This is a genomic window from Scytonema hankhaensis NUACC26 (assembly GCF_045865695.1).
Classification (GTDB): Bacteria; Cyanobacteriota; Cyanobacteriia; order Cyanobacteriales; family Nostocaceae; genus Scytonema.
Genome location: NZ_BAACAP010000237.1, coordinates 55,098 through 72,703, shown reverse-complemented (window position 1 = coordinate 72,703; position 17,606 = coordinate 55,098). Strand labels below are relative to the sequence as shown.

27 protein-coding genes are annotated in these 17,606 nt (G+C 37.8%); 21 read left to right on the top strand and 6 right to left on the bottom strand.

Annotation, left to right across the window (positions count from 1 at the left end; translation table 11 throughout):
- The first annotated feature begins 91 nt into the window (after positions 1-91).
- The 18 genes from ACKTT2_RS38650 to ACKTT2_RS38565 all read left to right on the top strand — a co-directional run bounded on the left by ACKTT2_RS38650 (position 92) and on the right by ACKTT2_RS38565 (position 9,915).
- Positions 92-742, top strand: coding sequence for a hypothetical protein (locus ACKTT2_RS38650; RefSeq protein ID WP_407896438.1), 651 nt, complete (start codon positions 92-94; stop codon positions 740-742).
- A gap of 56 nt (positions 743-798) precedes the next feature.
- Positions 799-1,047 (top strand): hypothetical protein, encoded by a 249-nt coding sequence (locus tag ACKTT2_RS38645; protein ID WP_407896436.1) that lies wholly within the window; start codon positions 799-801, stop codon positions 1,045-1,047.
- Entirely contained in the window at positions 1,029-1,415 is a 387-nt protein-coding gene (locus ACKTT2_RS38640; protein WP_407896434.1) for a hypothetical protein, read from the top strand. The genes ACKTT2_RS38645 and ACKTT2_RS38640 overlap by 19 nt, the downstream gene beginning before the upstream one ends.
- Entirely contained in the window at positions 1,412-2,146 is a 735-nt protein-coding gene (locus ACKTT2_RS38635; protein ID WP_407896432.1) for a hypothetical protein, read from the top strand. The genes ACKTT2_RS38640 and ACKTT2_RS38635 overlap by 4 nt, the downstream gene beginning before the upstream one ends.
- Before the next feature lie 492 nt (positions 2,147-2,638).
- Positions 2,639-3,247 carry a hypothetical protein gene (locus ACKTT2_RS38630; RefSeq protein WP_407896430.1) on the top strand — a complete coding sequence of 203 codons (609 nt, stop codon included), beginning with the start codon at positions 2,639-2,641 and terminating at the stop codon, positions 3,245-3,247.
- Positions 3,202-3,624, top strand: a complete 423-nt coding sequence (locus ACKTT2_RS38625) for a hypothetical protein (protein WP_407896428.1) — start codon at positions 3,202-3,204, stop codon at positions 3,622-3,624. The genes ACKTT2_RS38630 and ACKTT2_RS38625 overlap by 46 nt, the downstream gene beginning before the upstream one ends.
- Before the next feature lie 51 nt (positions 3,625-3,675).
- Positions 3,676-4,404 carry a hypothetical protein gene (locus ACKTT2_RS38620; RefSeq protein WP_407896426.1) on the top strand — a complete coding sequence of 243 codons (729 nt, stop codon included), beginning with the start codon at positions 3,676-3,678 and terminating at the stop codon, positions 4,402-4,404.
- Positions 4,401-5,666, top strand: coding sequence for a hypothetical protein (locus tag ACKTT2_RS38615; RefSeq protein WP_407896424.1), 1,266 nt, complete (start codon positions 4,401-4,403; stop codon positions 5,664-5,666). Before ACKTT2_RS38620 ends, ACKTT2_RS38615 begins: the two co-directional genes overlap by 4 nt.
- Entirely contained in the window at positions 5,651-6,001 is a 351-nt protein-coding gene (locus ACKTT2_RS38610) for a hypothetical protein (protein ID WP_407896422.1), read from the top strand. Before ACKTT2_RS38615 ends, ACKTT2_RS38610 begins: the two co-directional genes overlap by 16 nt.
- Positions 5,992-6,267: a hypothetical protein gene (locus ACKTT2_RS38605; protein WP_407896420.1), complete on the top strand. Its 276-nt coding sequence runs from the start codon at positions 5,992-5,994 to the stop codon at positions 6,265-6,267. Before ACKTT2_RS38610 ends, ACKTT2_RS38605 begins: the two co-directional genes overlap by 10 nt.
- 59 nt (positions 6,268-6,326) lie before the next feature.
- Positions 6,327-6,599: a hypothetical protein gene (locus ACKTT2_RS38600; RefSeq protein ID WP_407896418.1), complete on the top strand. Its 273-nt coding sequence runs from the start codon at positions 6,327-6,329 to the stop codon at positions 6,597-6,599.
- On the top strand, positions 6,592-6,879 hold the full coding sequence (locus ACKTT2_RS38595) for a hypothetical protein (protein ID WP_407896416.1): 288 nt from the start codon (positions 6,592-6,594) through the stop codon (positions 6,877-6,879). The genes ACKTT2_RS38600 and ACKTT2_RS38595 overlap by 8 nt, the downstream gene beginning before the upstream one ends.
- Position 6,880: 1 nt before the next feature.
- Positions 6,881-7,237 (top strand): hypothetical protein, encoded by a 357-nt coding sequence (locus tag ACKTT2_RS38590; protein WP_407896413.1) that lies wholly within the window; start codon positions 6,881-6,883, stop codon positions 7,235-7,237.
- On the top strand, positions 7,234-7,584 hold the full coding sequence (locus ACKTT2_RS38585; RefSeq protein WP_407896411.1) for a hypothetical protein: 351 nt from the start codon (positions 7,234-7,236) through the stop codon (positions 7,582-7,584). The genes ACKTT2_RS38590 and ACKTT2_RS38585 overlap by 4 nt, the downstream gene beginning before the upstream one ends.
- On the top strand, positions 7,581-8,174 hold the full coding sequence (locus ACKTT2_RS38580; RefSeq protein WP_407896409.1) for a hypothetical protein: 594 nt from the start codon (positions 7,581-7,583) through the stop codon (positions 8,172-8,174). The genes ACKTT2_RS38585 and ACKTT2_RS38580 overlap by 4 nt, the downstream gene beginning before the upstream one ends.
- A gap of 226 nt (positions 8,175-8,400) precedes the next feature.
- Positions 8,401-8,652: a hypothetical protein gene (locus tag ACKTT2_RS38575; RefSeq protein WP_407896407.1), complete on the top strand. Its 252-nt coding sequence runs from the start codon at positions 8,401-8,403 to the stop codon at positions 8,650-8,652.
- A gap of 13 nt (positions 8,653-8,665) precedes the next feature.
- The gene (locus ACKTT2_RS38570) at positions 8,666-9,412 is read left to right on the top strand and encodes a hypothetical protein (RefSeq protein WP_407896405.1); all 747 of its coding nucleotides are present in this window, start codon (positions 8,666-8,668) and stop codon (positions 9,410-9,412) included.
- Positions 9,413-9,450: 38 nt separating this feature from the next.
- Complete coding sequence (locus tag ACKTT2_RS38565; RefSeq protein WP_407896403.1) at positions 9,451-9,915, top strand: nucleoside triphosphate pyrophosphohydrolase family protein; 465 nt, start codon at positions 9,451-9,453, stop codon at positions 9,913-9,915.
- Between the two features lie 32 nt (positions 9,916-9,947).
- Here ACKTT2_RS38565 and ACKTT2_RS38560 read toward each other — a convergent pair whose 3' ends face one another.
- The gene (locus ACKTT2_RS38560) at positions 9,948-10,151 is read right to left on the bottom strand and encodes a hypothetical protein (RefSeq protein WP_407896401.1); all 204 of its coding nucleotides are present in this window, start codon (positions 10,149-10,151) and stop codon (positions 9,948-9,950) included.
- Positions 10,152-10,204: 53 nt separating this feature from the next.
- Between ACKTT2_RS38560 and ACKTT2_RS38555 the strand changes: the two genes are divergently transcribed.
- Both ACKTT2_RS38555 and ACKTT2_RS38550 read left to right on the top strand, forming a co-directional pair.
- Complete coding sequence (locus tag ACKTT2_RS38555) at positions 10,205-10,501, top strand: hypothetical protein (RefSeq protein WP_407896399.1); 297 nt, start codon at positions 10,205-10,207, stop codon at positions 10,499-10,501.
- A gap of 405 nt (positions 10,502-10,906) precedes the next feature.
- A complete protein-coding gene (locus ACKTT2_RS38550; RefSeq protein ID WP_407896397.1) occupies positions 10,907-12,757 on the top strand; it encodes a polynucleotide kinase-phosphatase in 1,851 nt (616 codons plus the stop codon).
- A 129-nt stretch (positions 12,758-12,886) separates the two neighbouring features.
- Here the strand turns inward: ACKTT2_RS38550 and ACKTT2_RS38545 are convergent, their stop codons facing one another.
- The gene (locus ACKTT2_RS38545) at positions 12,887-13,519 is read right to left on the bottom strand and encodes a restriction endonuclease subunit R (RefSeq protein WP_407896395.1); all 633 of its coding nucleotides are present in this window, start codon (positions 13,517-13,519) and stop codon (positions 12,887-12,889) included.
- A gap of 300 nt (positions 13,520-13,819) precedes the next feature.
- Here ACKTT2_RS38545 and ACKTT2_RS38540 point away from each other — a divergent pair, with 300 nt between their 5' ends.
- Entirely contained in the window at positions 13,820-14,911 is a 1,092-nt protein-coding gene (locus ACKTT2_RS38540) for a nucleotidyltransferase domain-containing protein (protein WP_407896393.1), read from the top strand.
- A 199-nt stretch (positions 14,912-15,110) separates the two neighbouring features.
- On the opposite strand, the gene ACKTT2_RS38535 is transcribed toward ACKTT2_RS38540, so the two are convergent.
- The 4 genes from ACKTT2_RS38535 to ACKTT2_RS38520 form a co-directional block, all read right to left on the bottom strand.
- Positions 15,111-15,416 carry an antibiotic biosynthesis monooxygenase family protein gene (locus ACKTT2_RS38535; protein WP_407896390.1) on the bottom strand — a complete coding sequence of 102 codons (306 nt, stop codon included), beginning with the start codon at positions 15,414-15,416 and terminating at the stop codon, positions 15,111-15,113.
- A gap of 27 nt (positions 15,417-15,443) precedes the next feature.
- Positions 15,444-16,187: an SDR family oxidoreductase gene (locus ACKTT2_RS38530; protein WP_407896388.1), complete on the bottom strand. Its 744-nt coding sequence runs from the start codon at positions 16,185-16,187 to the stop codon at positions 15,444-15,446.
- 185 nt (positions 16,188-16,372) lie between these two features.
- Entirely contained in the window at positions 16,373-17,275 is a 903-nt protein-coding gene (locus ACKTT2_RS38525) for an AraC family transcriptional regulator (protein WP_407896386.1), read from the bottom strand.
- 51 nt (positions 17,276-17,326) lie between these two features.
- Positions 17,327-17,521 carry a DUF433 domain-containing protein gene (locus tag ACKTT2_RS38520; RefSeq protein WP_407896384.1) on the bottom strand — a complete coding sequence of 65 codons (195 nt, stop codon included), beginning with the start codon at positions 17,519-17,521 and terminating at the stop codon, positions 17,327-17,329.
- Positions 17,522-17,606 lie beyond the last annotated feature (85 nt).

The following is a 17,606-nucleotide window of genomic DNA, read 5'->3' as shown; positions in this document are numbered from 1 at the left end:
AGCATACAAAAACACAAAGCACCTACACAATAAGCAATTTATACGCTAGTGTTGAACCACAGTAATTTATTGCGAAACTAGGTAAATTTTTATGCCACGTCGTAAACCAAGGTTTTCACAACTGGAAAGACAGTACAGAGATTCCGGCGGCACTGCTGAAGCTGGTAGTAGACTTGCTGGTTACATTAAATTCAAAAAGGGTGAAACTAAAATTACAGTTGAGAAAAAACTTACTTCTGCTCAGCGAAAGCGTTATGCATGGGCAATATTGCCTTTTGGTGTATCTCCTGCATCCACTCCTACTGCTGCTGATAGATATGCGGCTCCAATCACAGCATATTCTAATGCTGCAAGAGCCGATTTAGGATTAACTAATACTGAATGTGGTTATGAAACTGTTGATGCTGCTACTAATAGGGATGACAATTTTTATTCAGCAGTAATGAGGGTTTTCGTTGGTACTGGTGGTGCTCCTACAACTCCAAAATCCGGAGTTACGGGAAAAGATTATACTAGAATTCCTGGTAATACTTATAGCTTTCCATTTGGTCGTGTTTTGTCTGGTACAAAAGACAAAAAAACTGCTGCTACCGAAACAGCGTTAGACGCGGTTGATGAAGAAGATGTAAAAGCTAAATTATCTACCCTTGTTAAATCTAAGCCTAATGTCAGGTCAGTTTCTTTTTTAGCTGAAGAATTTAAGGTTGGTAAACCTGATTTAGTATCACCTCCTAGCACCTAATATATTTTAAGATTTATTGGATAACTTTATCTGATAAATCTTGCTAACACAAACATATGATAACTGATTTGTTTTTACGTAGAGAGTTACACAGTTGTACTAATTTAATCATTCCTATTTGCGACACTGATGAAGAATTCAATCAATTAATGTCAGACGCTCACAAAGTACAACAAGCTACAACTAAAATGCTAAATGGTGAAATCAGTTTATGGGAATTGATGGAAGCTATAGAACCGTTTGTACCAGATATTGATGATTACTGTGATGAAGTTGAAAAAAATATATGTCAATTGATGGAATAGGCAATTGGGAGATACTAGGAACTATTACACCTAACGACAATTGGCAGTTGTTGAATTCATCAATAGTAGATTCCGGAGAAGTTGTACTACGCTTCTCTTTTTCTGTTGATTGGTTTGAATGGAAGGATTATGTAGGCAATAGGTCATATGGATTGCTACGTTTTTACTATCCTACAGCAGAACAATCTGTAAGCAGAGGATTTAAACTATATCTCACAGAAGAGAAATTAATCAGAACATACAATGATATTGATACTACTGCTGTAAAAGACATCGGCATTAAACGAGTGCATTATCCAAAATTTAAAGGTTATTATTCAGCTATACCCTTAAACTGGACTGTTACAGTAGAGCATTTATTATCATGACTGAATATTTTTTAAGTGGGAATGAGGAAACCTTAAAACCAATAATTACAATGCTTGTTAGTATTCATCAAATGATAGAAGACAAGGATATTGGTCAGTTTTTAGGTGAACCTATTGAAGACCATGCTCGTGTTACACCACATACGCTTAAGCTTACTTTAATTTATTATTCAGTTAATGAACCGCCGTGGAAAAGCGATAAACCAGGAAAGAAATTAATAAAAGCTACTTATAATATTCCAGATGTTGATAAACGTAAGATGAATTGGAAAAATATCAAAGAAACCGCAGGTGGAAAAAACGGATATATGTGGGGGCGCTTTGTATGTACTATTTCTCTCAGCAATGGTAGGCAGATTCAAGCCTATGGAGCAACAGAGAAAGAAGCTGAAGAACAGGCAAGGGCATTTTTAACTTTAAGTAAAGCTAAGCTTGCTGGAATTTCTATTAGCGACCAAAAAAATGAAGGTGCAAAAGCTAAGGGGACTGGACTGTACAAGGAACCTACTAGAATTTATCCTGCGTTCTTCTCTATTATTAATTCACAAAGAATATTGCATGAGCAGAATAAAGCGCTTAAGAGAGAAAAGAGTACACGACGGAGAAGTAAGCTATCAGGAAATTATATTGAATACGGCTCGGGACGTATACCATTATGGGTTAGCAAAGAACCAAGTGTAGCCAAGGTAATGATACAACGAGCGTTACAACCTATAAGCAATGATGACTAATAGGGTTTTTGTATTTATCAGACAATTTTATCTAATAAATATCAACATATAAGTCATAGTTAATTCTATGGCTTTTTATTGTGCGTGAGTATTTGTTCCTAAGCGCATATACGGAATAACTTTTTTTGCTTACTTTTGTAAATACGTATTGACGTAGATGTTTTTTTTTTTACAAAGGATAAAGTCATTATCAGATAATTATCTGATGAGTACTAAAATCAATGCATTCTTTGCAATGCAATCATTTTCAGGCACAAAATACAAAAAGCAAACTACTAAACGTAGTAGGGGTAAATATGGAAGTCCAAAAAATCCATTGGATGGATATGCTAGGTAATCCTTACAGGTACGGCTTAATGCCGCAAATGTTACAAGAAGGAGGATATCAACACAAATGCGCTGTTAGGGTCAGGGGGCAATCCAAAAAAGAAGACCCTAAGCCAGTAATTATTCAATTTGATGAAGAATACGTCCGTTCATACATAGTGCAATATGTCTTTAGTAAACTTCAACTACGACCAAAGGACTACAACAGTTTCCAAAAAATCTACGCTAAAGCGTGGAAGCAATACCAGGAAAGCCAAAAGTAAAGGTAGTAGTCCATTTTGGATTGACCCAATTACTGCTAGAACTTGGAACGTCAAAAAAGAGTTAGAAGATTTATCACAGGATGTGAAAGATAGGTTGGAGTATTGGGATAGCGTACTGGAATGGAAAATTTACCAGGCTATTTGCAAAGTTGCTCCGGAAGATAAAGTTATCAGGCATCCAGGGCTAGACATACTGCCAAAAACAAACCAGTTTCCAGCATGGAAATGGAATGTTGATTTTGGCGTTGATTGTGGTGATGAAGATTTACCAGTGTTAATTGAAGCTAAAGGCTTATGGTTGTTAAATGATGACTGCGAACGACGTGTATTTATTCAGACTATGCGTTTACTTTCAATTACCAATCATGAACAATTTGAACGAGTGCTGTTAATTGGTGATAGCACTTGGAATATTCCTAGTACTGGTTTAGTAGTACATGATTACAACGAATTACCTGATTTGTTATGGCAATACAGAATCCAAGAGTTAAACCAAGATACCAATTTGTAGGAATTAGAGAACAAATTTATTTCCTTCATGTTTCTAGAAGTGAAATTAAAATTGTAAGTGACGTAGAAGTCGTAAAAAATTTATTTCATTTCTATCAAATCAACAAACACGTTCTCAATTTTACGAAATATCCCCAAAGAGGCGATGAAGCTTATGTTCTTTGGATGCCTACCAATAATAAAGAACCGTTAGCTATTTTGAATAAAATTCCGATTATAGCTAATGAGTTTTTTGTAGCTAAAGTAGACACTTTTAAAGGTATTCCCGATATCAGATGGGAAGCATTACAAGGATTTTCATGGATGCAGGTTGCCGCTAAATTAGACTTGCTGACTATTCCTGACATACATAGTCTTTCAATCAAAGTAATCCTTTAAGTTGTTGGATAAATTTATCCAATAAATATCAACATATACAGGAGTGACATCATGCCATTTTGGTACAACGCACCAGCCAAAGATTCCAAGTTTGCTACAATTTCTGCAAGCAAATGGTCAGAAGCTAACACTAAACTTACTTTTGGTGAATTAGCAATTAAAGAAGATGACACATATTACCATTTATTTGGGCAATGTTTGGACGCAACAGACGTTATTAACGCTAAAGAAAGAGGCTGGAAATTTGAACCACAATTACTTCAAGTTAAGATTGCTAAAAAAGAATATCAAAAGTGGAATTCTACAGAAAAAAAAAATGAGACTGTTCAGCAATCAATAGTTGAATCTTTTTTTGCTACTTGCTTTTCACAATTAGATTTAACCAAGGTTTACCAAGGTAAAGTCATACTCCAATCAATTCCACAAATGGAAATGATATTTGAGCAAAAAGAATCTGACCCTGATATGAGTCAAAAAGTATTAGAGATGACTGCTAAGTCAATGTGTACTTTAGTGGAGTGCTTAGAGCCAACCATCATTAAACTTGATGAAATTACTATACCTACTAAATCTAATAATGGATTTGGTGGAGGAAGCAAGGCACAGTCGGAATCTGACAGGCTGATTGACAGGATGCGCTTTATTAAAGAACAAGTCAAACTTGCATTACCTGATGTTGAAATTAACAGCACTGCTGACTTAGTTGCTGCTTTTGAAAATCCTGTAACAGCATCTAAGATTAGCACAGTTTACTCATTTATCAAGGATGTGTTGGCATGACTTTAGAACCAATTGTAACTGAAACAATTGTAGCCAATAAAAAGAAACCTAAGTACGTTAATCCATCTGAATTTTATGCTAACGAGATGGATAGCTGGACGCTGTTATGGGATGAAGATAAATCTCTTTATGAGAATATCCATGACTTAGTAGCCGGTTCAGTTTTCTTGCCTAATCCAGCAATACTAAATCCACTAGTTACAACTTATATTCTTATGCCTAGCAAATGGGCAAGAATAGCGGGCGTTATGTTTTCATTTGGTGATGAAGGTAGTGGAAAGTCAACTATTGCTAAATTAGCTAACAAAATACATGGACTTAAAGCCACATTTTCACCTACTGACACTTTTGCATCTATCAGGAATGCACTTGATAAAATGAGATGGGTTGATAGCTTTACTAAAGAATTTGAAAAAGAAGGTAGCATTCTGTGTTGGGATAATTTACACATTGAAACTTTGAAGCGCGACTTAAAAATTTATCAGCTATTGCTGTCAGGTTATGACCGAGCAACTGATAGAATGCAAACTGCTAGTAGCAATGGAGAGAACAAAGAATACTATGTGTTCTGTCCTAAGATAATTAGCAGTGTAGAACCAATACATCTCTATCATGAATTTGCTGAATTACGTAGACGTTTGATTGTTGTTCCACACAAAAAATTTGAAAAATTTAGCCCAGAAGAACGTAAGTATTATCAGGATGTTGATATTGCCCATGACCGTATTGACTTAGATTCATTCAGCTGGAAGGGAATAGAAAATAAGTACTTTGATTTTTGGGCTGATGAAAAACATTACAGCACTTACGTTGGTTGGAGGAAAATATTAACTCAGCGAGGCAAGAAAAGCTTTAAAATTCCATCTCATGTAACCAGTCCTAAATGGACAATTACTATTGATTTGGTTGCTACTGGTTTAACTGTTGGTGCATGGTCGGATATGCAAGATGCAATTGATTTTTTTGGTAATTATTGGCGCTACAGCGATGACTGTGTGTATGGTCAGTTTAGTGCTACGCTTGAACACTTGCGACAATTTGTAGATGAAGAAACGGAACAAGCAAAGAAAGTAAATGAAGCAATAGTAGAAGCCGGTGGACGTGCAGTGCCAATAATTATTAATCCTAAAAAATTGAAAGATAGATTGGCATTCTTGCAAGCTGAAGGCAGTTTAGATATTACTCCTAAAACAGCCGACATAACTAGTTTGATGTGGCAGATGGGATACAAGTTGACAACTAAAGGATGGCTAGAAAGATGAATGATGATTGTTCAATTATTATCATCAAAGACAAACTTGAGTTAATGCCTGTGACAGGAAAAATAAACACTAAAAATTTAGCTGAGCTAATGGGTTACAAAAATCCTGTTTATATAAGGAATGAGTTTTCAAATAGCAAAACTATCATTATGACTCAAGTTCAAGATGACCAGCCTTATGTAGCTATTACTCGTAAGGGAAGGGGAATATCAGGAAGTTGCGCTATTTTTTCAATGTTTCAGACTGATGATTACTCAATTCATTTTTATGGAATGAGTGAAGAGAGAATTCAAGTAACTTTAGGTGAATTAAAACTGGTAACGGTATGCAAGTAGAAGACAAATACATGGCACAAGTCCAAGCAATGGATTGGTTTTTTTTGGATGAAGATTTCAAGGATAAATATGGAATTAGTAGTGAAACTGAAGTGCATAGCATGGAATGCATTGGATGTGAATGGATTGATGGAATAGATGAATGGAAAGTGGATTACATAGTTAATCTACATTGCGGTGTCCAATATGATTTACAGATGACTGTTCCATATGATACAGAGTACAGCATTGAATATCTTGAAGACACTAAGTTAGTAATAATGTAGTTTCTCGCTAGTTATTGGATAAATTTGTCTGATAACTAGCAAATATCTAACATACAAGCATGAAACTAAGAAAACAACCTTGCAAAAGTTGTCCTTTTTTCTGTGATGGACTAAAGTTAGACCCTGATTACATGATGAAGGTTTACTCTTATTTAGCTGAAGGAACAAATCATATTTGTCATTCAGGTAATCAGCACATATGTTATGGCGGTAGGCAATGGCAACTGAATGTATTTTGCTCACAAGGTTTGATTGAAGCACCTACCAATGAATCATTGTTTGAAGCAATGCGTAAACAGGGAATAGAACCAACACACAAAGATTATGAATGATAGATGGTCATTATTTAGATTAACTTGCTTTGGTTTTTACCATTTAACTTGGCATGACAATGTAGAAGAAGCAATTTTAGCAATTTTTGAAGCTGGAAATTTCAGTCCAAATGAATTTAATCATCTTTTTAATGATTTAAAAAAATCAACATTAGAGCATTCTGTACTATCACATACACCTGAGCCAGATAAGAATCCATTATGGATGTTAGTACATGAATCACGTTTTGATGAAGCAATTGAATTAATTTTGAGAGACCACGGTGCAATAGGAATATAAAATGTCTGAAATTATTTGTTTTAAACAACCATTCAGAATGTCAATTATTGAAGTGCTAGAAGGTGAATTATCTCTACAACTTATCAAGCAACACATAGGTAATTCTGATGGTATGTCGTTTATGGAATGCGTTTATAATGTCATTCCTAGTATGCAATCTGTTGTTTTAGTCTGTGCTGAAGATGGAAAGTTGAGAGGACTACGCATAACTTTAATTTTAGAAGGCGATGACATAGCAGGTGACTGTTTCTTGTGTAAACGTGCCATCAATAAATACGGTGAAGGAATACTTGTTGGGCTTGACTCCGAGCAACGTATAGAAATTTTTTCAAAATTCTTTTTAGAGAGAGGAAAATGAAAAGAGTAATTAAATTTAGACATGACAAGTTTGCAGGAATTAAACTTGAAAGCATTGATGTAAAAGATGAAGCATTGTCAACGGAATTTTTGCATTGTAATATTGGTTGGTCAGATAACACATCTTTTGCTAAACAAGTGTTTCTTGCTCCTAATGTGGTATTGATATGCGACCAACGAGGGCAAGAAAAGCAAATGCAACGAACGTTGGTTGTTAACACAAAAATAGAAACAGTTACTATTTATGGTGACTGCTTGGTATGTTTTTTTGATGGTGCTAACCATTATGGTTTTGATGCCAAAGAATTTGATGAATTATACCCATTATTTGAGGCGATGAAGGGATGAAAGTACTGTACTTAACCAGAATAGATAAACTCACGATAGTCAAGGATGAAAATAACAAGTATTTTACTTATTTGTGCGAAGTAGCAAGAATGCTTGATGTTGACTATAGTATCTTGGCACATTACTTGAAAACAAAACTTCTAACGTGTCTTAACGCCCCTGCTTGGAAAACTAGGACTCTTAACAACAGAAGAATGATTAGCGTTGTAGCTGCTAGCAGTTTTATTTTTCATCAATCGAGTAAAGGGAATGTACGCGCAGGTACAATTCGAGCTTTACTGCTGAAAGAGCCATTAGTTGATAAATGTGAGGAATTGTTTGAGTTATCGGATAATTTTATCCAACAAAATCAAGGAATGTCAAAACGAGATGAAATAATTAACTTCTTTTTAAAGAACAAAAATAAATGGTTTTTTGTTTCTGACATAGCCAAGGCTTGCAACTGCGCTATCAGTACAGCTAGACATTGTGTTAAGGATTTAGTAGATGAAGAATACACAATTAATGGCTGTCAAATCATTGGACAGAGAACAGCATTTAGAAGACGCTGTTGGTATGCCTGTACTTTTAGAGGAACAAATGAAGCATGAAGCTAACTAAATTAGACAGAATGATTAACTTTTTTTTTGAAAATCAGGATAAATGGTTTACTTGTAGATGTTTAGCTAACTATGTTGGTTGTTCAATGGGTACTGCCAACACTTACGCTAATGATTTAGTTAGGAATTACCCTAGTAATTATTATCATGTAATTACGCAAGTAAATCACAGAACGGGAATTAAGGAATACTGTTGCGTGAGAAGGTAGAACAATGAATGGACAGATACCAAGCACAGTTAATGGCATTTGATGGATTTTGGGATGAGGAAGGAAATGAAGAAATAGAGGTACTAAAATTTAAAACAACATCATGTACCCTTAATTATGCTGGTGGTACACCTTACTGGGTGATTGAATTCAAAGTATTCATAGAACTCAAGCCTGTAATTGTGTGCATTGACTCTATATCTGATATCTGTGATTACAAGCTTCATTACCCTACCAATTACCAGTGTCATTTAATTTAAAGAGGATAGCATCATGAATGCGATTAAAGCTAAGCCAGTAACAGTACCATTCGGTGGTATTGACTTGAATGGGTATGTGTTACCCAATGGAACTTATGCATTAAGTCAGTCACAGGTTGCAGAAGCTATTGAAGTTAGTCCAGTTTACGCATTACGTTTTTTGGAGTTAAAACAGCTAGAATCTTCACCGGGTCAGGATTATACGGATTACAAAATCGAAGTTGAAAATAACGGGCAAGGCAAACGTGGTAGTACCCGAATCAAAATTATCCCTACAAAATATGCAGCATTATTCTGGATGCAACAAGCAATCAAGGGTAACGTCAAGGCACAGGCATTAGCTAGTGCTGCATTAGAAGAATCCCTAGATACCCGTTTCGATAAAGTGTTGAAAATAGAACGCTTGCAGGAATACTACGATGCAAAGCTTACTAGTAGTGCAGATTGGTTTCAGTCCAGACAATTTTTAGAGGATGCTCACATTTTATTCCAAACCAAATGTGAAGCTATTCGTGCATATGGTGGCACTGCTCACGATATGTTGACTATGGCAATTACTGGTTTAAAAGCTAGCGAACACAGGATGCTTGATATTGCCGTACCAGGTGAGGATGAGAGCATAGGGTTGAATCATATTTCATCTACGCCTACGCTACGCCGAATAGCATATTGTAAGTTAATGTTTGCTAGAACTAAAAAAGGTACTGTGCAGGAACGCATTAAAAAAGCAGTATCTAGAACTTACCGTGCTGGATATTAACAAAGTTGTCGCATAATTTTATCTGATAAAATAGAACTATGAATCATTATTCTTTTGCAGAATATTCAGCAGATATCGAACGCAGTCTTGCAGGTAAGCACAGTACAACTGCTTACAAGTGTCTAGGATTAATTGGTGAATTAGGCGAACTTGTGACTGAGCTTATTGACACCGTAATATCTGATGCAACATCAGAAATTGAAGTCGAAGTATTGGCTAAATTAGAAGCATTCGTGCAGCTTGCATCTCAAATAGAAAAACTAAAGAAACAAATCAGGTCTAACCAAGTTGAAATATTTGTTGATGAAATCATTCCACAAAATGGTCACAACGCCGAAAAGCTTAAAGAGGAATTAGGCGGAGTGCTATGGTACTTGGATACACTAGCGTCACTTTTAAAAACTTCTCTAGGTCAGGTGGCTTACGAAAATCAAGAGTTACTACAACGTCGATTTTCTCTCAATCCTAATTGGATAGTTGATAACTCAAAAGTTGTTGAATAACTTTATCTGATAAATATAAGTAATATCAGGACTCAAGTATCATTGCTTGAGTTTTTCTGTTTATCTAGCTTTTCTTGGATGGCATCGCGTACAAACTTGCCTGGATTATCCTGACCCTTCACTTCGTTATACATAGTCTCGGTGAGTTTTACTGTAAATGGCTTGCTTAATGGTTTTTCACCCTCAGGCTGAAAACTATGTTCTTTTATTTTGGGATTACCGCGTTTAGGTGCCATTGATAAAACTTAATTTTGGTTATAAATTACTGGTAAACCTGTTATTCTAAAAATTGGCGGTTAAAAGCAACTACCAATCGCTAACCGCCAACCATCCCATAACATCAGTTAAAGGACATATACAGTATATGACAGGTTTTGAATGCCCGGATGACCTAGTTACCTGGTTTCAGGATAACGCCAACCATGCTTTCCAGCTTGCACTAAAGTATTCTCACAATCGGCTACTGTTTAGGGAATACATGGCACGGTACGAAACTTGGAAGCTAGCAGCTAAAGCAGCGATTGAGCTTAGCGATTACCAGACAACGCACTTTACACCACCTACCGTTAACCGTTATCGCAACTAATCCCCTTTTATTTTAATCCCATCACTCGTAATGCACTCTAGATATAGCTTCTAGGGTGCTTTTCTTTTATGGGCTAACGCTATTTTACCTAATATGGCGTTGCTCATTGCCTAGCCTATGCTATTTTGTACTGCTGTAATGCTTATGATTGTGTATCTCGTAAGTTGTTGGATAATTTTATGCGATAAATCTCAGGTATATAGCTATTGCAATTGCTGATTTTTTTGATGCCGTTCGGATGCCGGAGAAGTGAGAAATTTACTAGACGCAAAACTAACCAAAATGACCCTCAAGCTACCTGATTAGTGCTTGACCAATGGAAAATTACTAGAAAAACTAGATACATAGTCTGAAAGTATTATTATTACGTAGTTAAGTGACCTTATAGACAGGGGACATCGGATCTTGGATACGGTAAAACTCGTGCGGAGTATGGTTGTAGCGGGAACGGGTTTTTGTACTCTTGGTAATCATGAAAACAAATTATTGCGGAAATTACGGGGTAAAAATGTTAAGGTAAATCACGGATTGGAGCAAACTTTGGCAGAAATTGAGGCTTTGCCAGAAGATGTGCGTCAACCTTTTACAAAACAGTTGTGTGAGTTTCTTGATTCCCTGATAAGTCATTATGTTTTGGACAAGGGACAACTGGTGGTAGCTCATGCAGGATTAAAACAGGAAATGCACGGACGGGGTTCTGGGGCTGTACGGGAGTTTGCGATATATGGTGAAACGACTGGAGAAATTGATGAGTTTGGTTTGCCCGTTCGTTACAATTGGGCGGCGGATTATCGCGGTGAGGCGATAGTTGTTTACGGGCATACTCCTGTTCCAGAAGCTGAATGGTTGAATAATACTATTGATATTGATACGGGTTGCGTGTTTGGTGGAAAACTAACTGCATTGCGATATCCAGAAAAGGAACTGGTTAGCGTTCCTGCTTTTCACACTTATTGCGAACCTATCAAACCAATTGGAGCGCGAAATGGTGCATCTTTGCAGCAGGAATATGATGATGTGCTTAATATTGAGGATGTTCTTGGCAAGCGCCTCATCAATACTCAACTTAAAGCTAAGATTACTATTCGGGAGGAAAATGCGATCGCAGCCCTGGAGGTGATGAGCCGTTTTGCTGCTAATCCCAAATGGCTGATTTACTTACCACCCACCATGTCCCCTGTAGAAACATCTGAAGAACTGGGTTATTTAGAACATCCGGTGCAAGCTTTTGCTTACTATCAAAGCAGGGGAATTACGGAAGTTCTTTGTGAAGAGAAGCATATGGGGTCTCGGGCGATCGCGATCGTCTGTCGAGATGAGATAGCAGCGAGAAAACGATTTGGTGTCGTCAATGAAGGCATTGGAATTTGCTATACCCGCACGGGAAGAAAATTTTTCGATAATTCACAGCTAGAGACAGAATTTTTGACTCGGTTAAATGCTGCCCTTTCTGACAGTGGCTTTTGGGAAACATTTAATACAGAATGGGTTTGCTTGGATTGCGAATTGATGCCCTGGTCTGCCAAAGCCCAAGTCTTACTACAGCAACAATATGCACCTGTTGGAATTGCATCGCGCCTTTCTTTAACTGATGCTGTAGCAGCGTTACAACAAGCAAGTCAACGAGGTGTAGATGTTAGCAACCAACTCAGTTCTTACCAAGAACGAGTCACGATGGCACATCAGTATGTCAATGCCTACCGCCGTTATTGCTGGCCAGTCAGCGATATTTCTCACCTCAAACTCGCCCCCTTCCACATCTTAGCAACAGAGGGAGCAGCTCATACCGATAAAGACCATCTCTGGCACATGGAACAAATCGCCAAAATTTGTCAGTCCGATCCTGACTTGCTTCTTGCAACCAATTATAAGGCGATCGATTTAACTGACCCCAACAGCCAAGCAGAGGGAGTGCGTTGGTGGGAAGAACTGACAAATGCAGGAGGTGAAGGTATGGTCGTCAAGCCGATGCAATTTATAGTTAAAGGAAATCGCGATATCGTGCAGCCTGCAATTAAGTGTCGCGGACAGGAATATTTACGGATTATCTACGGTCCTGAGTATTCAAAAACTGAAAACTTAGCACGCTTGCGTCACCGGGGACTTTCCCTGAAACGTTCCCTTGCTATGCGGGAATTTGCCCTAGGTGTTGAAGCATTGGAGCGATTTGTAGCTCATGCGCCCCTACGCCGCGTTCATGAATGCGTTTTTGGTATTTTAGCTCTAGAGAGTGAGCCAATCGATCCGCGATTGTAAAAATTAGGAATAAGGACTTTCACTAATAAAGAATTAAAGTTTTGAAACCCACGTAGGTGGGTTTTGCCTGTATAGCCGCGAATTCCATTCGCCAAGGCAAGTACGAATTGAGATTTTACAAACATCCTCTCATGTACTAATCACTAATTGACTGAGGCGTTTTAAAATCCGCAAGACAGTGTACAAGTCATTTCCACGATTGCGAATATCAAAAACATTAGATGTGCCGTACTGTCGTATTTCTCCTTTCACTAATTTGATAAAGATGAAACTTCCTCCAGTCGTAATCATGCCATAGCTTGGTTTATCTGAATAAGGAGTACCTAACATATAAGCAAGAATCTGTGCTAATCCTTCCTCAATAGAAAAAGCAGCTCTTTTTGACTCGATAACCATAACCCAGAATTGGTCTTTTAACACTAATGTGTCGATTCTTCCTTTGATAAGGACTTCTTTATCTTCTACCGCAATATTTACAGGTTCCTCAGATTTGACATAAAAAGGAGCTAAATAAAAATCTCCAATAAACAGGATGGGGTCAAGAATTGACATTCTGACAACATCTTCTAGTAGCGGTGGGTAGTTGAGGAGATTGAAATAACCCGCTTTCACTTTGTCTAAAAGAAGTTTATCTAAATCTGTGATTTCTGGTAAATTTTCTTGCCACTCCAGAAAGAATTGGTCATCTTGAACTAGCTGAAGACCAAAGTTATCGATGAGGTAGCGTAGGTCTATATCTTTTGCTTGAACTATTTGTACCATAGTAGGATTTGGAGTCGTCAGCAGTTCATTTTATCATTCATCACATGATATGCACTTTCCTTGGGGAAGAAGGTTTGGAATAAAGATAGATTCAGAAATATACTACAATATAATACAAAGAGCGCTTGCCGAAATGCGATACGGCAGTATAGCCGTTAAGCTTCGCTTATCGCTCTTAGTGCAAGCCGTACCAGGCTTATCGCATTTTCACTATCTATACCAAGTAAAAAAAGAATACGGCAACTAAGAGGGTAAAACTTACTTTGGGGCTTTTCCAATCCAAAATCCACGCATCCTAATATGAAAAGAACAGAAGTTGAAAAAAGAACAATTTTAATCGGGTTAGCAGGTAGCCACGGATATGGGTTAAATAGACCCGATTCAGATTATGACTATCGAGGTGTATTTGTAGCTACCAAAAATTACTATCTAGGATTTGACATCATTGAACAAAAAGATAGTGGATGGGATGAACCGGGAATCTTTCCCTTTTTAGATGGTAATAAAGATACCGTTATATATGAAATCCGAAAAATGATTCAGTTACTTGCAGGAGCAAATCCCAATATTTTGGAATTATTATGGTTGGAAAAATATCCTGTTTTAACAATTGTAGGTCAAGAGTTACTCAATAATAAAAAAATCTTTTTAACTAAGAAAGTCAAGCACACTTATTCTGGTTATGCCTTTGCCCAAATCAAGAAGATGGAAACTCATCGTAAGTGGCTGCTCAATCCACCACAAAAGAAACCATTACCATCTGATTATGGGATAGAAGGTGAAGCACCACTCACAAAAGACGAGCTACACGCTTTTCTAGAATATCTTTATCAATTAATTAGAGGAAAGATTGAATTCTTAGAAGAAGCAGAACAATTGTATAAGCTGCTAACAGCAGATATAGATTTTAAAGGTGTGCTCAAACAGTACCCCTTAGCTGAAGAAGCTATAGAATACACGCAAAAATTAACAAACAGTCATAAGGATTTTATTCGCTTATTGAAAAAAAGCCAAACTTATCAAGTCGCTTTAAGAGAATGGAAAGCTTACCTATCATGGCAGGAAAATCGAAATCCTGCTAGGGCAGAAATGGAAAGAAAATCGGGTTATGACCTCAAACATGGAATGCATTGTATTAGGTTGTTACGGAGTGGACTAGAAATTTTGCAGACAGGAGAGATAGTTGTAGATCGAAAAATTGCAGGTGATGCGGAGGATTTAAGAGCAATTCTTAGAGGCGATTATTCCTACGAACAAGTCATGAAAATGGCAGAAAATTTAGTTGCTCAAATGGACAAGGTGTACGAAGTGTCTGCTTTGCCCGAACGACCTAACTTACAACAAATTAATGAATTGTGTATGGAGCTTGTTGAAATGCAAGGATGGAGTTAGAGTTTCATTTAGATCCCCCTAAATCCCCCTTACAAAGGGGGACTTTAACTGCTTGAGTGAAGACATTTGAAGGTTCCCCCCTTTTTAAGGGGACGAGTGAAGGTTCCCCCCTTTTTAAGGGGGGCTAGGGGGGATCGGCTCAACGGCGAAGCTAAAGATAACTGTAACGACCTGATTATTTTTAGCAATTATTAGCAGATTATTCCCTTTGAAAATGAACTGCGACTTCATAGAGAGCCGGAATTTGCTCAAAGGGGACTTGTTTAGTTAGCTCTTGAGGCTGAAGCTTAGCGAATGCTGAGTGCCAAGATTCTTGATTTTCCCAATGAGCAACATTGATAAATTGAAACTGTGCATTGGGATCGAGGCTTCGATGTAGATTGGCATCAATGAAACCGGGTTCATTCTTAATAAATTCAAGTGCTTCAGTCCACATTTTGGCAAATTCTTCTTCTTTACCTTGTGGAACTGAAAACAGGTTGATTAACACAACAGGAACAGTCATTTATAACCTCCAGTTACTATGCCAAAATTATGCAAGTCCACCCGTTGCATGAAGCGTATGTCCAGTCACATATCCAGCATCATCGCTGACAAGGAACGCAACAGCATTAGCAATATCTTCAGGTTTTGCTAAGCGTTGTAGCGGAGCCATCTGTTTTAATTGGGTTTGTTCTTCAAGTGAAACCATACTACCAAATGATTCGGTTGTGGTCGGTCCTGGCATAATAGCATTGACGGTAATGCCTCGATTGCCCAATTCAAGTGCTAAAGCAAACGTAAATGCCTCGATCGCAGCTTTGCTACCTGCAATTACAGATAAGTTGGGTTGAGGCTGTACTGTATATGGAGTGGAAAACGTGACAATGCGCCCACCATCAGACATCTGCTTAGCCGCTTCTTGTAGTGCAAAGAAGTTTCCTTTGGCATTAAAGGTGAAAACAGAATCAAACTCTTCCTCTGTTGTTTCAGCAAGCGGTTTGACTAATCTAGGCGCACCGCCGCTAATGACGAGGATATCGAGCTTTCCAAATTGACTTATCGCCTTCTGGAACAAGCTTCGGATCTCATCAAGCTTGGAAAGATTTAGCTGAAGTGCAATTGCGTCCGATCCGTTTGCTTTAATGACCGAAACGACTTCTTCGGCTTTGTCTCGATTTCCAGCATAGGTGACAACAACCTTCGCACCATCACGCCCTAATCGTTCAGCAAGCGCTCGACCAATACCGCGAGACGAGCCGGTGACGATCGCGACTTTCCCTGAAAGAGATCCCATAATTCCCCTACTTCATTTCTAGAGTATCTGGAAAACTATATCAATATCCACTTTTAATTGACTTTGCAAAGCTTGCGAAACTGTTCTAATCTTGTAAAATGTTTAGTAGCTCGAGTGGTAGTGGTTCCACTGCTATCAGTTAGCTACGAGATTGGGAGAGAAGATTTATTCGTACCTACTTCACCCTAAAACTGATTGCGGTAAGTTTTAGGAGACATTCCTGTTAACTTGCGAAACAGTTTTGAGAAATGACTGTGGTTTTTACAGCCAACCTGACAGGCAATTTCCCCGATCGATAGCTCATTATCTTGTAAAAGCTGCTTGGCTCTCTCTATTCGGCAATGCAGAATATATTGATGAGGCGTGCGTCCAACGGATTGCTTGAATAATCGCTCAAAATAATATGGACTCATACCAAGCATCGCTGCAAGAACATTCAATGAGAGATCGAGATTGAGATTATCGCTTATATATTCAATCGTGCGTTTCAATTGATAAGGAGACAAACCACCTGAGTAGTGTTGAATTTTTGGCTCAAAGGCTGAATATTGCTTCAGCACTCTAAGCGCGATCGCATTGGTTAAAGATTCCCAAAAGTATTGACCATTAGGATTTTCCTCTTTTAATTCAGCTTCTAGGGCTAACCCAAGATGCCAAATTTGTGAGTCAAGTCTACCAGTACAACGGACGAGTTCAGTTTGATTTATATCATGTAATTCAATAGCGCACCTAGCGATTACAGCAGGTTTAAGGGTCAAAACCAAAATTTCAACATCTTTATCCCATCTACCCCAAAACCGAAACCCAGATGGAGCCAGAGTGACACTACCTACCCCTTTATGTATCTGTTTGAGTTGCCCTTCTTCCCAAGTTTCAAATAGATGCTGTGGACTGAGTTGCAGCGTTAGCAGATGATCGCAAACAATCACTTCAGGTGTTTCACAAGCTGGCATACAAAGGCGATCGATGTTTAATTCATTTAGGAACTGAAATGGATTCTTGGCTAGCAATGAAGTACCCGGAGTGACTGGCAACGGTACAATTTTATTGCTTCTAGTCTCGATAACCTTGATGTTTCCTTGAGCCATGTTTGGGCTGAACAGCGTTTACTTTATCAATTACTGACTGAAAAATTCAGTTTAAAATTGCTCGCGAACTAGTTTTAGAAACTTTACCGCATCTGTACGATTGACAGAAGGAAAATTCTCTAAAAACTCTGAAAGAGAAAATCCATCGTCTAAATACTCTAATAATGATTGGGCAGGAACTCTAGTATTTTTGAATACTAACGTGCCGCCTATAATTTCTGGATCTGAGCTTACTGGGTCATCCATATGTCCGCCCTGCAATTAGTTTCGTAATCTAGCAAAACACCTGTTTTGCCAGAAACAAGATGTATTAGATATAATAGCAGAACGT

What these genes read in the sequence shown, in the direction of transcription:
- ACKTT2_RS38650 (WP_407896438.1), top strand. Translation starts at nt 92, where the DNA reads ATGCCACGTCGTAAACCAAGGTTTTCACAACTGGAAAGACAGTACAGA.
- ACKTT2_RS38645 (WP_407896436.1), top strand. Translation starts at nt 799, where the DNA reads ATGATAACTGATTTGTTTTTACGTAGAGAGTTACACAGTTGTACTAAT.
- ACKTT2_RS38640 (WP_407896434.1), top strand. Translation starts at nt 1,029, where the DNA reads ATGTCAATTGATGGAATAGGCAATTGGGAGATACTAGGAACTATTACA.
- ACKTT2_RS38635 (WP_407896432.1), top strand. Translation starts at nt 1,412, where the DNA reads ATGACTGAATATTTTTTAAGTGGGAATGAGGAAACCTTAAAACCAATA.
- ACKTT2_RS38630 (WP_407896430.1), top strand. Translation starts at nt 2,639, where the DNA reads ATGTCTTTAGTAAACTTCAACTACGACCAAAGGACTACAACAGTTTCC.
- ACKTT2_RS38625 (WP_407896428.1), top strand. Translation starts at nt 3,202, where the DNA reads ATGGCAATACAGAATCCAAGAGTTAAACCAAGATACCAATTTGTAGGA.
- ACKTT2_RS38620 (WP_407896426.1), top strand. Translation starts at nt 3,676, where the DNA reads ATGCCATTTTGGTACAACGCACCAGCCAAAGATTCCAAGTTTGCTACA.
- ACKTT2_RS38615 (WP_407896424.1), top strand. Translation starts at nt 4,401, where the DNA reads ATGACTTTAGAACCAATTGTAACTGAAACAATTGTAGCCAATAAAAAG.
- ACKTT2_RS38610 (WP_407896422.1), top strand. Translation starts at nt 5,651, where the DNA reads ATGGCTAGAAAGATGAATGATGATTGTTCAATTATTATCATCAAAGAC.
- ACKTT2_RS38605 (WP_407896420.1), top strand. Translation starts at nt 5,992, where the DNA reads ATGCAAGTAGAAGACAAATACATGGCACAAGTCCAAGCAATGGATTGG.
- ACKTT2_RS38600 (WP_407896418.1), top strand. Translation starts at nt 6,327, where the DNA reads ATGAAACTAAGAAAACAACCTTGCAAAAGTTGTCCTTTTTTCTGTGAT.
- ACKTT2_RS38595 (WP_407896416.1), top strand. Translation starts at nt 6,592, where the DNA reads ATGAATGATAGATGGTCATTATTTAGATTAACTTGCTTTGGTTTTTAC.
- ACKTT2_RS38590 (WP_407896413.1), top strand. Translation starts at nt 6,881, where the DNA reads ATGTCTGAAATTATTTGTTTTAAACAACCATTCAGAATGTCAATTATT.
- ACKTT2_RS38585 (WP_407896411.1), top strand. Translation starts at nt 7,234, where the DNA reads ATGAAAAGAGTAATTAAATTTAGACATGACAAGTTTGCAGGAATTAAA.
- ACKTT2_RS38580 (WP_407896409.1), top strand. Translation starts at nt 7,581, where the DNA reads ATGAAAGTACTGTACTTAACCAGAATAGATAAACTCACGATAGTCAAG.
- ACKTT2_RS38575 (WP_407896407.1), top strand. Translation starts at nt 8,401, where the DNA reads ATGGACAGATACCAAGCACAGTTAATGGCATTTGATGGATTTTGGGAT.
- ACKTT2_RS38570 (WP_407896405.1), top strand. Translation starts at nt 8,666, where the DNA reads ATGAATGCGATTAAAGCTAAGCCAGTAACAGTACCATTCGGTGGTATT.
- ACKTT2_RS38565 (WP_407896403.1), top strand. Translation starts at nt 9,451, where the DNA reads ATGAATCATTATTCTTTTGCAGAATATTCAGCAGATATCGAACGCAGT.
- ACKTT2_RS38560 (WP_407896401.1), bottom strand. Translation starts at nt 10,151, where the DNA reads ATGGCACCTAAACGCGGTAATCCCAAAATAAAAGAACATAGTTTTCAG.
- ACKTT2_RS38545 (WP_407896395.1), bottom strand. Translation starts at nt 13,519, where the DNA reads ATGGTACAAATAGTTCAAGCAAAAGATATAGACCTACGCTACCTCATC.
- ACKTT2_RS38540 (WP_407896393.1), top strand. Translation starts at nt 13,820, where the DNA reads ATGAAAAGAACAGAAGTTGAAAAAAGAACAATTTTAATCGGGTTAGCA.
- ACKTT2_RS38535 (WP_407896390.1), bottom strand. Translation starts at nt 15,416, where the DNA reads ATGACTGTTCCTGTTGTGTTAATCAACCTGTTTTCAGTTCCACAAGGT.
- ACKTT2_RS38530 (WP_407896388.1), bottom strand. Translation starts at nt 16,187, where the DNA reads ATGGGATCTCTTTCAGGGAAAGTCGCGATCGTCACCGGCTCGTCTCGC.
- ACKTT2_RS38525 (WP_407896386.1), bottom strand. Translation starts at nt 17,275, where the DNA reads ATGGCTCAAGGAAACATCAAGGTTATCGAGACTAGAAGCAATAAAATT.
- ACKTT2_RS38520 (WP_407896384.1), bottom strand. Translation starts at nt 17,521, where the DNA reads ATGGATGACCCAGTAAGCTCAGATCCAGAAATTATAGGCGGCACGTTA.